Below are 12,945 nucleotides of genomic sequence, written 5' to 3'. Positions count from 1 at the left end.
AATGTCTTTTGGATATATACAAGCTCTTTTTGTATTCATAATACTTTATCTATGCTTTAACCATACTAATACTAAACTTCATTTATTTGCTGTTTTTGGCGTAATCGGAAGGAATGGTAATATGTGGTATTCGCTTTTTCTTTATTGCTTATAAAGTTACGTGATTTGAAATATTAATCATAAAAAAAGTAAAAATTATGGCAAAACAAACAGGTATTATTAAACTAAAAGGAACTATCGGAGGTATTTCTTTTTACAAAACGACTGACGGACATCTTGCTCGTGAAAAAGGAGGTGTTGACAAAAACAGAATCCAGAATGATCCTGCATTTCAAAGAACGCGTGAAAATGGTTCTGAATTTGGAAGAGCTGGTAAAGGTGGCAAAGTATTACGAAATGCAATTCGTTTGCTTTTACAAAATGCAAAGGATAAAAGAGTCGTTTCTAGGCTAACCAAAACTTTGGTCGCTGTTACCAAAACAGATGTTGTTAACGAAAGAGGTTTAAGAACTTTGCAAGATGGAGATTTAGGACTTTTAGAAGGTTTTGAATTCAATTTGAATGGAAAGTTGGGAGCAACTTTATTCGCTCCGTTTACGAAAGCTTTTGACAGAGTTACTGGTGAAGCTACTTTAGATTTGGTTGCTTTTTCTCCAGTAGTTAGAATTAGTGCTCCAGCAGGAACCACACATTTTAAAATTGTGATGGGTGCTGCAGAACTAGATTTTGAAAATGAAACTTCCACTTTTGAAAGTGATGCTACAGCAATTTTACCCTACACTGCTGCTGATACAGCTGCGATTGCATTGTCTGCAACGATTACTGCAAATTCAACCTTACAAGTGGTGCAAGTTATTGGCGTTGAGTTTTATCAAGAAGTAAATGGCGAAATGTATGCACTTAAAAACGGTGCTTATAACGCATTATCTGTGGCGACTATTGATACTCCATAATTATGGAATTAGTGCTGCAAAGAGCTTATTTTAAACAGGGTACCAATGGTACTCTGTTTTCTTCTGATACTCCTTTCGACATTGCTCAAGACAGGTTTCTTTGTCATACGATTGAATTGCCCTGGATCAATAATAAACGAATTGTTTCCTGCATCCCAGAGGGTTCCTATGAAATTGTACCACGATTTTCAAAACGATTTCAACATCATTTGATATTGAAAAATGTAGAAGGTAGAAGCTTTATTTTATTTCATCCTGCCAATGATGCTATTAGGGATTTAGCCGGCTGTATTGCTCCTGTAACTTACTTGAGTGGCATTGGTAAAGGGATTTACTCAAAGGATGCGATGCAAAAATTACTGTCATTAGTGTATCAAGCTCAAGACCGAAAAGAAAAAATAACATTAACCATTAAATCACAGAATTATGAAAATTATAGAACGTTACCAAAAACCAACTCCTAAGTTTTTTAGAATCTTAAGAAATATCGGTATTGCATTGGCTACTGCAGGAGGTGCAATTATTGCAGCTCCTATTGCAATACCTGCAACTATTGTAACTATTGCCACCTATATGACTGTTGCAGGAACTGTTGCCACTGCTATTAGTCAAGCGGTTGTTTCTGATGAGAAAGAAAAATAGGGTTAGAAAAAGCTCAAAAAAGTAATTAAATGAATTTTCAAATACCTCATCAAAATTTGAGTGCTGGTGTTTTAGGCGGCACTTTTTTAACTACCATTACTCATATTGGTTCAGAAGACATTATCACCACTATTGTATTGGCTACTTTAGGCGCCATCGTCAGTTTTATTGCCTCTATGATGATGAAAGTTTTTGTAAAATCTATAAAGAAACAGCGTAAAAAGTAATATTAAAAAATCAATATCAGAAGAGGACATTTATATTTTAAGTGTCCTTTTTTATGCATGCAAATTATTTTTTACTTAACGAAATGAGACAAACAAAGAATTTTGATAAAGAAATTAAATGAATACTGAATCAAGTTCAGCACAGGTTTAGTAGAATTTTTGTGCAGATGAATGAGGTAAGGAAAAAATATCAGTGGATACTATCGTTTTTAAAGATTGAGAAACAGAGGCAGGTTTGAGCGTAGAGTTTATCAATCTTTAAAAATGTTAGCCCAATGGCGATTGAATGGAAAAATAATAAACGTACGTAGTGCGCTGGCAGCAGCGAAAATAAGTGTATGACTTTTTATTTGCTTGTGCTTATTTTTTTGATTGGTTTTGTTAAAAGTGAATGTTTTGAAAATCATGAACTATTGCAAGATTATTGAATTTAACGAAATGGTTTTATTGACTATAAATTTGCATTTACTTTTAGTGAAACCAACTATCTTCATTTTTTTGCAAATAAAAAGTTATACTCTTATTGGATTTTTTTGATTTTATAGGTGCTTTGTAATTTTCTTTAAAAACTGAATTTTAATGCATTTATTAATGTTGGTTTACCATTTCAAACAAGCACTTATAAAACAATGCAACATGGACGAAATGTAATTTGAACAACTAAATTTTAATATTAATAGGGATATGAGCGTTGGATGAGCCGCTATTTTACATAATGGCGTTATAGACCCTGTAGTTTAGGAAGAGGGCTATAACTACCCGTTATGTAAACATAGCTTTGGGTAGTGTTTAAATTATTAGCTTTTGGCAAAGTGTAGCTCTTTACAGTTGTGAACGAGGTACGAGTAAGCAAGCTGTAATGTGCTGCATAAGCATTGGCAATTTAAACACTACATGAGCAGGGGAAGCGGAACAAACCAAAAGGCAGAGGATTTTGAGGAACGAGAAAACTGGGTTTTGGTTTGTGGGGAATTAACTATTGTAAATTTTGTAATCTCCTATACCAACTACTAATGTGGTTTGCTTTGGTATCTCTCCTCTTTGCATTCTATTTTGAGGTTCTAGTGCTTTAATTTTAACAAACATTTCTTTAATTGGATTGTCTATGTTAGAACCAATATTCGCTTGTGATTCTATTAATTGATACCAGGAACTCCAAGCTACTGTACTATCTAATTCTACACCTGTGAAATTCATCTGATTTCGAGAAATAACAAATATAAAAATTTCATCTATTTCAGTTGAAGCTTTATGTTGGTTGTTAATTTGTAATGAACTAATAATTGATTTAGCAGAATTATTTTCTATCCAATATTTAATTTTACCTATCCATTCATTAGCCTTATCAAATAAATTACTAATACGACTGTATCTCTCTTTCATTGAGTGATGATACCTATCTTGCCATTTTAATTGAAATAATCCTAATGTTTTTGTTTTTGCATCATAAACTACAGCATCGATATCTGTATGTATACTATTAAATGAAATATTTATTCCTCTAGGGATTTTTACAATCCGGTTGTTTTGAAAGAGCATAAACAATTCATTGCGAAATCTATCTTCTCTATTGTTTACAGCTTTATCATAATCTTTTTTATACTTTCTTTTTAGCTCTTTATTCAATAAAACTATTGGATTTGTTAAAGATCCAGCAATTGAAGTAATTAATAAATTATCTGCCACTTGAAAAAAAATCGGTGGTGGCGCCGAAGGATAATCAAGATAATATTCATAATTATCTTTTGTAAGAGTTAGACAGGACATTATTTGTTTAACAACACCTTTATCTAAACCTAAATAATTAGAAAAATTAGCAACTATTTTATCTTTATAATATGTATAGGAAAGTACATTGTGCAAATCAATTGATTCTACTTTTTTTTGTAATTCTATACAAGCATCTATCCTCATTAAAGCAGTTCCCATAAGAATTTCAATAAAATCAACATATCTCCAATATTCTATACCACCGAAAATATCTTTAGTATCAAATTCATCATATCCCTGTGTTCGTAACATATGGAAATGACCTTGTTGATTATAAAAATTATCAATTTCTTCTGTAGTATGATAAACAATCATATTACCATCAGGACTACTGACTATTCTTTTAACTTCTTCTTTAATGTAATTTTCATCAAACGATTTCTCTTTTTTCTTCGCGTCAATTATTTTTTCAACAATACGATCTTTATAAAAATTCAAACTTATATTGTCAAATTGTTCAATACCTGAATCTTTATGCAAGTATGTAAATGAAAATTCTTTGTCACTTACTTGATTGATTTTAATTAAATCTGCTTTTTCAAAATTCAACAATTGCTTGCAAAATTCTATTTTTCCACTATACGAAATACTTGTATCACAAATTGATAATATTTCTTTAGTCATTAATGTAAAAGGAAGCTTATCGCTTAAATTGATTTTTGAATAATAGAATTTAAGTAGTGGTAACCAGCCATAATCGAAAAAAGCTCTAAATTCTGCATAATCATCTTGAGGGCTACTAGAGGCTCTAGAGGAGAGAGGAATGACAACATCCATTCTCCTAACTAAATTATGAATTGCTAAATAGCTTTGGTAATCAAAAAGTTCTTTGAGTTTTTTTGATTCTTCTTCCAATATAATTTTTAATGATTCTGAAGGTGTCATAAATAAAGGTTTACTTATACATCTTCATTTATAGGTTTAACACACCTAATCTCGAAACATGAGAGGCCAATTTAGTTTGAATATCATTAACCAAGTTTGTTCTTAAGGTAAATAAATAATATTTTGTCTCGATTTGAGATTTAGTGCATGATGTAAAGTATCTTAAATCGAGGCCTATAAAAACATCTTTGTCTTCAAAATTAAAAACAGGACTTTTTACAAAGTAAGCTAAATCGTTTTTAGTCACATTATAAAACTCCGCAGGCATAATAAAACCAGAAACAAGTCTATGGTATACAATTTTATCTTGAACAATGTCACATAAAGGTGAGAGATTTAATTCAATAATTATAGCCTTTGAAAACACTTCATTTATACAATAATCATTCTCTAATTTTCTCTGGTCATCATATGGAATAGTTTTTAAATCATTTTCCTTTTTATAGCCTTTTATATATTCTTTACTAGCTTTTGAAACATCATAAGAATCAAAAAATATTTGTTCAAAACCAGATATGTCAGATGCTTGTTTATAAACAGAACCTGTTAAATCAACTTTGTTAGGTTGAAATATTAAAAGCTTATTATTTAAAAGAGAAGGGTTTATGTCACTCCTAATCTGTTTTATATCTGATATATTACTAGCTCTCCAAGCTGTAAATTCTTGTTGTCTTTTATTTAATACATTCCTATCAATATCATCATTCAATAATTGTGTTAATGTTAATAAAACAGAATCAGTTCTTATTTGGTCATCAGGATAGGACAAATAACCTTCAACACCAGAATAAGCTATTGACATTGCGGTTAAAATCTTTGCTAGATGTACCTCCCTTTGGTTTTCATCACTGATGTGATTTACTAACCCCATGATATCATCAATAGTATCGCCAGCAGATTGAGATACTACTTTATCCCATTCACATAAAAGATTAAATGCTTCTAATTTTGAAAGCTCTTCATCAATTTTTTCTTTAAGTTCTGTTTCTTTTTCCTCTAAAAACTTAAACGTACCATCTTCTTGTTCTTGAAAAAAATCTGGTTTTGATAATGAAATTATTTTATAAGGTCTTTTTTCTGTGCTGTATTTCTCTTCATCCTCGAATATATTTAAATAATGATCTTTGTATTCTTCTTCTTCATTACTCCAAATAATCAAGATAAAACTTCTGTTATTATTTTTTAATAGATTATTTAATATTTGTGAATGCAGGCCTTTAAAGGTTTTTTGATTTCCTTCTGTGCTTAAACCACCAGTAAATTTAAAATCTAAATTTAAATCCATAAAGACCAAATTATAATGAAATGGATTCTTTCTATCTGGCAATGGGAAATCAGAATTAGGTTTACCTTGAGAATAAATAAAAGGTATGTGTAATCTGGTTAGAGCATCCAAAAGAGGTTTTGCTTCTTCATATTGATCATCGATGACAATTGTTTTGCCAGTTTTAAAGTATTGTTGAATCATTTAGTAAAATTATTTTGGAAAAATCAGGCTTATAATTGCTCCTTTTCTGAATTCTTCAGGTATGGCATAATCTCCGAAATCTGGAAAATCTAATTTACCTTTATGAGATAACATTATTTCATTAGCTATGTGCAAACCTAGACCCATTCCTGACTTTTTACCTGTAACAAATGGTTGAATTATCTGCTCTTTACTTAATAAGAAACCCGTACCGTTATCAGCAATTATCAAATGAATATTTTTTTCTGTTTCCTCTATATTTATAAATATTCTCTTTTGAGTTATAGTTTTATGCTCTTTTTTAGCAATTTCTAACCAATAAATTGAATTATCAATTAAATTTATTAATACTCCTTCTATAAGACCTTTAGCTAAATTAATATTAGTATTTGATTTTTCATATTCCTTTATAACTTCAACTTCATGTGCTCTCAATCTAAATTCAACTGAAAATAATGCATCTTCAATTACATCTTTTACATCTATGTTATTTCTGTTTGATTTTTTAAAAATCTCCGCATAACCTTTTACTAGTTTGTTTAGCCTTTTAATCAGTTCTGCTACATTATTTGAATCTTCATTTTTTATTATATGTAGAAGTTCACCAATGACTTTTTCTATTTCATGCAATACTATACCTAAACTCAAACCTGCACTTGCTGTTTTTATTAACTGACTTTGAATAGTATTATAACTTGACTCAATGTCATTAATATATTTGTTTAAGGCAATATTTAAAGGTTTATCACTTTTTATCTTTTCATTTACTAAAGTACGAAGTTTATTAATTGATGATATTACTGGTTCTTCGCCTCCTTTAGGACCATACAAATCTCTTAAAGCTTTAACATCTGCCCTTCTAAATATATCTATGACACTTACACTATGATTGATTGCATCTCTAAAATTTTTATAATTCTCATCTTCTATAAACCCTTGTCTATCTGTTTTTTCTTGTAATTCTTTTGTGCTTTCCCTATCTAAAAAAACACCTCCAACAATCAAGTTGTTACTAATACTGGAAGAAAAATTCACTCTCTTTAAATTTAACCCTAACCAATCATTACCAGGCTCACCATAATTATAAACTCTAACAAAACTAGCTTCATTATTTTCATTTGGCTCTGTACCACGATATACTTTGACACCACTACTTTCTGACAGATAAGATTTTAGTCCTTTTTTATCACTAACAGTATCTTTTATAACAAAAGCTTCTAAATTAAATATATAACCTTTAAACTTAATAGTACCTAAACCAGACACATCAATAGGTTCAGCTTTTTTTGTATCTTCTAAAACGGTTTTATTTGCAGAAACTAATTTATCTTCAAAAAATTTCAAATCACCATTTTCATCTTTAAACTCTCCATACCTTATAGTTCTCTCTTTGGCTTTTTCAAAAACCGAATATGGTTCATACTTGTAATAAAATTTTGTAATCTCCTCTCCTGATATTTCAATTTCAAATTGAATTATAGAATAATCTTTTACATCTTCCCAAGTGATTATATCATCTTTCCACTCTGGATTATCTAAAATTTCGATAGTTGGTTTAAAGCTTTCATTGGTTTCTTCAAATGGGCTAGTAAATGATGTTACAGTTCTTAAAATATCTCTGAATTTCCCACGAGTCCATTTAGTTTTTTCTTGAAAATCAGTTATTGCAATATAAGTCCCTTTGTTTCCGTTCAAAAAATGTTCGGGTGTGTGTTTCTCAATAACTTTGACAGGAACGTCCTCTAAATAACCTCCCTTTTCAAACTCGCGCCAGTCTATATTTACGTGAACCTCTTTACTATTAAGCTTTTTAGTAATTAGCTCAATTTTATTTCCCAATTTATGAACACCCAGTCTACCAATCCCTTTTTCACCTATAGGCATCCTACCTTTTGGTGTTGGAAGAGAATCTTTAACTTGTTTTGTTTTAAAATCACTTGCCAATTCTAACCATACATTTAGAATCAAATCTAAATCCATACCAACACCATTATCTTCAATTATAATTATGCCTTCCTTTGGATTAGTGATTTTCTCCATCAAAACTTTAACCTCATCTGCATCAGCATCATATGAGTTCTTAATTAACTCAAGAAAAGCAACATCTTCACTCTTGATAAGCATATCCCCTAATTGAGGCAATAGACGAGCCCTAGCCTTGAAAGGCTTCTCTATTATTCTATCTCCATCGTTATGATTAATTATTTCACTCATTAATTAATTGTTCATGTATTTTATTAGCAATCTCTTTAGCCATAAGTGGTGGTACTGCATTACCTATTTGTTTAAATGCAGCCGTTCTTCCTCCTTCAAAAAAGAAATCATCAGGAAATGATTGAATTCTAGCTGCCTCTCTTACTGATAATGAGCGAATTTGCTTTTTATCAGGATAAATATAATGATGGCCATCTTTTGCAATATGAGCGACCATAGTGTGAGATAAGCCTTCAGAATCGACTACTTTATATCTGTCGACAAAGGATTTTTGATTTTTATGGGTCTTTAAATTTTCAGGTAAATCAGGATACTTTAGCCTTTCTCCCTTTTTAAATTTTTTAATAGCAATCTTATATATTTCTAAATCTCTATTATTATGTGGTCTTGCAATATGTTGTGTAACAAAATCAACACCATTTCGTAAATCAAATTTTGATAAATAATCCGTAATATCTGATTTATACTTTGTAATATTATTTTGCTCTCCTGGTTTAAGCTTTTTAAGGTCAGTTAGTAAATCAGCAACTGTCCAATCATTCGTAACCTTATCAAAAGTAGGGAATTCAAAATCAACGTCTTTTCTCCAACCTATAAGAATTATTCTTTTTCTTTTTTGAAGCACACCATAGTCTGATGATGTTTCTATTGAATAATCCAACTCATAACCTATTCTTTTAAAATATGATTTCATATTTTTAAAGAACTTACCCTCATTTGCAGTAATTAAACCTAGGACATTTTCGAATACAAATACTTTAGGTCTATATTCTTTTAAAAACTTTGCATATTCTTTGTAAAGATAATTTCTTGAATCATCTTTCATTTTATTTTTGTCTCTAGCTCTACCAATTAATGAGTAAGCCTGACATGGTGGGCCACCAACTATTAAATCAATATTACGATTATCAGCTAACTTGTTTATGGTATCAAAAATATCTTTATTATTTTCACCTCCGATTGCTGTATTAATTACTGAATTAGAAATTTCTTTACTACTATATTTCAACAGAAAGTCTTCTCTCGAAATTTTCTCTAATAAATAATCATAATAAAAATTTAATTGATTCTCTCTTTGAAGTTTATGGAATATTAATCTTGTCTCTAAAGTTTGACAAGCATTAGAATCAATTTCTACGTGTGCTATAGGATTAAAACCAGCCTTAATAAAACCTTCAGATAAACCACCTGCTCCAGAAAATAAATCTATAAAATTCATAAAAAATCTTTAAAATACTCAAAAATATATTATTTGCATGGAATAACCTGGTACTTCCATACAAAATTTTTATGAAATAACATAAGACATGCAGAAATTGTTATACCCTCTTATCAATAGCTTCTTTATCAAACGTTATTAAATTAAACAGTTGGCGCATTCTGGAACGCACTCTATTATCTTATCTTTCTTCCTAACTCTTGTGTATTTAGGTTTGCTTGGGGTAGTGTTTACCACCCACCTTTCTACCCACTTTAAGGACGTATGTAATTAATTTTCCAATGACCTCCTTTAGCTCTACCAACTCTTTCTATAAGACCTAATTTTTTTTAGAGCATCTAGATTATTATCAATAGCAGTAGCACTTAAGCCCACTTTTTCTTCAAGTTCTCTTTTAGAAACCTTACTGTTTTTATGAATAGTTTTATTAATTTTAACTCTATCATCTGCTAGGTTTTCTACCCACTTATTACCCTTCTTTTACTAAATAAAACATCCATTTTCTATCCTTTCAAAACCTCTAAAAGTCTAAAATTTAAGTATAGTTTTTCTTTACCCACTTGTTCGCTTTTTAAAAAGCCTTCGTTTTCTAAATCCTTGAGGTAATTTCCAACCGTTTTTAAATTGCCCAATCCTGCTTTTTCCAATTGGTTTCGTTTGGTGTATGGCAATCTAAATAGTTCTTCCATTAAATCTTTTGAATAAACCCTTGGGAGTTTTTCTTGAATTTCGATTCCCATTGTATTCATCAGCTTTTCGATTTCTGCGATTTGTTGCCTTCCTTTTAAGGCTGTTTGTTCTACCATATCGAGCATATATAGTATCCAATCCTCCCAATTACCTTCTTCTGTGACTTTGCGAAGATTGGTGTAGTAGTCATTTTTATGCTCAATGATGTAACTACTTAAATACAATGCTGGCAAATCCAATAACTCTGTGAATTTTAGGTACAATAAAAGAATGATTCTTCCTGTACGTCCATTTCCGTCAAAGAATGGATGTATGGCTTCAAACTGATAATGAATGATTGCCATTTTTATTAATGGATCCATATTGTCTTCAGCGTGGATAAAATCTTCCAGATTTTTTAGTTTTTCCCTAATTACGTTTTCGCCTTCAGGTGGTGTATAAATCACTTTATTTGTAGCTGGGTTTTTTAACTGTGTTCCTGGAGCATTTCTTATACCAGAATCATTCTCTTTAATAATTCGCATAATGGCTATAAAGAGGTTGGTTGTAAGTATTGGTCTTTTCTTTATTTCATCAACACCAAACCATAAGGCATCCTTGTAGTGTATCACTTCTTTAGTGGCTGGATTGTCGTTTTTTTTATCTGCAATTGAGGCTTTAAATAGCTCGTCTTGGGTGGTTATGATGTTTTCTATTGCAGAACTGGCTCTGGCTTCCTGTAAATTGATGGTATCAATAAATAATATGGGATTGGGCAGATTGGTAATTGCCCCTTTTAATTCTGATAAGGCCCTACTTGCCGTGATTGTTTTTTTGAGTATGGTTGTGCTTTCTATCTCTTTTTTTGGTGGTAGAATAGGTAGATTGTTATATGGTATTTCTGGATTATAGGTTGTTTTATCTTCCATTATCTTGAATTTTGAACGAGGGCGTAAAACACCTTCGATATTAATACGAGTGTAAATATAGTAAAAAATTACTCTTGTTTAATATTCAAGGGCAATAATTGCCCCTGTTTTAAATACGTGGGTAAAACTTACTTTCGTTTCTAAAAATTGGTTTGTTCAAGGAGCGATTAAGTTTTGGCAAATTTTGAGTTTTTTGCCAAAGTTTAATTTACGATTTACTACAAATTGTGCAGTTGTTCGTAAATGAAATGTTATAGCCAACACGCCAACTGACCCCATCACTAAAAACATCCACTGGATGTTTTTTTTCGCTCGATCAAATATTGTGCAGATTATACTCTTTTATCCTTACTCTTTTCGTCAAAAGCTATTAAATTAAAGAGCTGTCGCATTCTGGAACGGACACGGTTGCCATAGAGATCTTCTAATTCATGTGCGTTTAAATTTGTTGTGGCATGGGTTCTAATTTTTCGTTGCAGAAATAAATCATAACGTGATAAGAGGATTTCGCCCATAACGTTGCAATCTTTACCGAAATGTCTTCCGGTTGTTTCTACACCTAAATCATCAAAACAGTAGAAACTACTATTGCCATATTCTTCTATGGTTTTGTAACCGAGGTTGTTAAATGCAAATGTGATGTTTCTTGCTGGAATTACTTCATACGATTTTTGATGAGGCACAATGTGACGCAATAATTTCATTAAACTAGTTTTACCACAACCCACAGGACCCGATAATAGAATTCCTTTGTTTGGATCTATATCTAATTTTTTACAAGCTTCAAAATCACGAATGAAATAGATACACAGCTTGTACAATACCACCTCATCTTCTTCATAAATTTTGAAGTTTTTACCGAATAGCAATTTTCCTTTAGCACCAAGATAAATCAATATTTTCTGGAAATCGTAAAGAATATGATTGTCTTTGAGCTCACCAAGGTGGTATTGGACGCCTTTTTCGATTATGATGTGTGGTTGAGTATTCATTTTATTTAAAATTTGAGACTTCTCTACTGCGCTCGAAGTGACAATAGAACTCTGGGTTATGAATCCGACGCTTAAAGAGGCTCGTTGTAATTTTTGTTTTTAGTTGTCTTTAGGTTGTCCTGATTTGGGACACTGCTGTTATGATTTGAATGGTTTTCAGAATCATTAAAATTTGATTTTTTAAAATTTTCCTGTTTATAAATGTTTTTGTTTACTATAGTTTGTATATGTTTATATATAGGTACCAATGCTTGTCCACTGCTTGTCTCGTTTTTGGAACGGTTGTGTACTTGTGCTTGTCCATATCTGGTCTCAAATTTGAGCATCTTAATCTTACTACCATGATATGGATTGTGTGATGGAAAATACATGATGTAATTCCAATGATTTAATTCCTTTACACATCTGTGATAGGTAGATTTTGAACCAATTTTAGAATACTTCATCACCTCATTTCTTATCACATAAAATTCATCAGCAAATCGTGCACTGTTCCATATCTGAAATAGTGCCATATATAGGCTTATGTGTGTTGGATTTAATCTGTTGTCCTTAGAGAATTGTTGGAATACACTATTAAGATGCTTTATATAGTTTATTTCTTTCATACATGAGATTGCTTCGCTATGCACGAAATGACACTAAAACTTATTATGAATACGGTTTTCGACCATTACTTTTTGAATTTCTTCGTAATCATAGTAGATAACACCACCTACTTTTGTGTAGGGTAGTGTGCCATTGATTCGAAGATTTTGTAATGTTCCTGGTGAGATACTTAAAAGGTCTCGAACCTCTGGCGATTTGAGCCATTTTTTTGGTACAAAACCTGATTGATGATTGATGATTGCTTTGATGCCCTCTAATAATTCTTCTTTGAATTCTCGAAGATCTTCTGTTGTAATAATTGTTGCCGCCATAATAAACGATTTTAGATTAAAAAGCTACCGCCTTGAACTTACATTCGCAGCAGTAGC

Annotated in this window: 12 protein-coding genes; 4 read left to right on the top strand and 8 right to left on the bottom strand. The window is 31.1% G+C overall.

The window, feature by feature from the left end:
• Nucleotides 1–197 precede the first annotated feature (197 nt).
• The 4 genes from WAO74_RS11700 to WAO74_RS11685 are packed head-to-tail and all read left to right on the top strand — an operon-like array spanning nt 198 to nt 1,822.
• Nucleotides 198–953, top strand: coding sequence for a hypothetical protein (locus tag WAO74_RS11700; protein ID WP_422162325.1), 756 nt, complete (start codon nt 198–200; stop codon nt 951–953).
• Between the two features lie 2 nt (nt 954–955).
• On the top strand, nt 956–1,417 hold the full coding sequence (locus tag WAO74_RS11695) for a DUF5675 family protein (protein WP_422162323.1): 462 nt from the start codon (nt 956–958) through the stop codon (nt 1,415–1,417).
• Nucleotides 1,380–1,595 carry a hypothetical protein gene (locus WAO74_RS11690; protein ID WP_422162321.1) on the top strand — a complete coding sequence of 72 codons (216 nt, stop codon included), beginning with the start codon at nt 1,380–1,382 and terminating at the stop codon, nt 1,593–1,595. The genes WAO74_RS11695 and WAO74_RS11690 overlap by 38 nt, the downstream gene beginning before the upstream one ends.
• Before the next feature lie 29 nt (nt 1,596–1,624).
• Nucleotides 1,625–1,822, top strand: a complete 198-nt coding sequence (locus WAO74_RS11685; RefSeq protein ID WP_422162319.1) for a hypothetical protein — start codon at nt 1,625–1,627, stop codon at nt 1,820–1,822.
• Between the two features lie 972 nt (nt 1,823–2,794).
• Here WAO74_RS11685 and WAO74_RS11680 read toward each other — a convergent pair.
• The 8 genes from WAO74_RS11680 to WAO74_RS11645 form a co-directional block, all read right to left on the bottom strand.
• The gene (locus tag WAO74_RS11680) at nt 2,795–4,477 is read right to left on the bottom strand and encodes a hypothetical protein (protein ID WP_422162317.1); all 1,683 of its coding nucleotides are present in this window, start codon (nt 4,475–4,477) and stop codon (nt 2,795–2,797) included.
• A gap of 28 nt (nt 4,478–4,505) precedes the next feature.
• Nucleotides 4,506–5,945: a hypothetical protein gene (locus WAO74_RS11675; protein ID WP_422162315.1), complete on the bottom strand. Its 1,440-nt coding sequence runs from the start codon at nt 5,943–5,945 to the stop codon at nt 4,506–4,508.
• 9 nt (nt 5,946–5,954) lie between these two features.
• Nucleotides 5,955–8,159 carry an ATP-binding protein gene (locus tag WAO74_RS11670; protein ID WP_422162313.1) on the bottom strand — a complete coding sequence of 735 codons (2,205 nt, stop codon included), beginning with the start codon at nt 8,157–8,159 and terminating at the stop codon, nt 5,955–5,957.
• Nucleotides 8,152–9,378 (bottom strand): DNA cytosine methyltransferase, encoded by a 1,227-nt coding sequence (locus WAO74_RS11665; RefSeq protein WP_422162312.1) that lies wholly within the window; start codon nt 9,376–9,378, stop codon nt 8,152–8,154. Before WAO74_RS11665 ends, WAO74_RS11670 begins: the two co-directional genes overlap by 8 nt.
• Nucleotides 9,379–9,881: 503 nt before the next feature.
• The gene (locus WAO74_RS11660) at nt 9,882–10,976 is read right to left on the bottom strand and encodes a Fic family protein (protein ID WP_422162310.1); all 1,095 of its coding nucleotides are present in this window, start codon (nt 10,974–10,976) and stop codon (nt 9,882–9,884) included.
• Nucleotides 10,977–11,308: 332 nt separating this feature from the next.
• Nucleotides 11,309–11,968 (bottom strand): ATPase, encoded by a 660-nt coding sequence (locus WAO74_RS11655; RefSeq protein ID WP_422162308.1) that lies wholly within the window; start codon nt 11,966–11,968, stop codon nt 11,309–11,311.
• A 71-nt stretch (nt 11,969–12,039) separates the two neighbouring features.
• Nucleotides 12,040–12,576 carry a hypothetical protein gene (locus WAO74_RS11650; RefSeq protein WP_422162306.1) on the bottom strand — a complete coding sequence of 179 codons (537 nt, stop codon included), beginning with the start codon at nt 12,574–12,576 and terminating at the stop codon, nt 12,040–12,042.
• A gap of 33 nt (nt 12,577–12,609) precedes the next feature.
• Nucleotides 12,610–12,888 (bottom strand): helix-turn-helix domain-containing protein, encoded by a 279-nt coding sequence (locus WAO74_RS11645; RefSeq protein WP_422162304.1) that lies wholly within the window; start codon nt 12,886–12,888, stop codon nt 12,610–12,612.
• Nucleotides 12,889–12,945 lie beyond the last annotated feature (57 nt).

Origin of the sequence: Polaribacter sp., assembly GCF_049276715.1 — a bacterium.
Classification (GTDB): Bacteria; Bacteroidota; Bacteroidia; order Flavobacteriales; family Flavobacteriaceae; genus Polaribacter.
Note: the sequence above shows the minus strand (reverse complement) of the source record. Positions and strands in the feature narration are given on the sequence as shown.

Bases quoted from the DNA above. Each gene is read 5' to 3' on its own strand.
- WAO74_RS11680 (WP_422162317.1), bottom strand. From the start codon at position 4,477: ATGACACCTTCAGAATCATTAAAAATTATATTGGAAGAAGAATCAAAA.
- WAO74_RS11670 (WP_422162313.1), bottom strand. From the start codon at position 8,159: ATGAGTGAAATAATTAATCATAACGATGGAGATAGAATAATAGAGAAG.
- WAO74_RS11655 (WP_422162308.1), bottom strand. From the start codon at position 11,968: ATGAATACTCAACCACACATCATAATCGAAAAAGGCGTCCAATACCAC.
- WAO74_RS11700 (WP_422162325.1), top strand. From the start codon at position 198: ATGGCAAAACAAACAGGTATTATTAAACTAAAAGGAACTATCGGAGGT.
- WAO74_RS11645 (WP_422162304.1), bottom strand. From the start codon at position 12,888: ATGGCGGCAACAATTATTACAACAGAAGATCTTCGAGAATTCAAAGAA.
- WAO74_RS11660 (WP_422162310.1), bottom strand. From the start codon at position 10,976: ATGGAAGATAAAACAACCTATAATCCAGAAATACCATATAACAATCTA.
- WAO74_RS11665 (WP_422162312.1), bottom strand. From the start codon at position 9,378: ATGAATTTTATAGATTTATTTTCTGGAGCAGGTGGTTTATCTGAAGGT.
- WAO74_RS11685 (WP_422162319.1), top strand. From the start codon at position 1,625: ATGAATTTTCAAATACCTCATCAAAATTTGAGTGCTGGTGTTTTAGGC.
- WAO74_RS11650 (WP_422162306.1), bottom strand. From the start codon at position 12,576: ATGAAAGAAATAAACTATATAAAGCATCTTAATAGTGTATTCCAACAA.
- WAO74_RS11675 (WP_422162315.1), bottom strand. From the start codon at position 5,945: ATGATTCAACAATACTTTAAAACTGGCAAAACAATTGTCATCGATGAT.
- WAO74_RS11690 (WP_422162321.1), top strand. From the start codon at position 1,380: ATGAAAATTATAGAACGTTACCAAAAACCAACTCCTAAGTTTTTTAGA.
- WAO74_RS11695 (WP_422162323.1), top strand. From the start codon at position 956: ATGGAATTAGTGCTGCAAAGAGCTTATTTTAAACAGGGTACCAATGGT.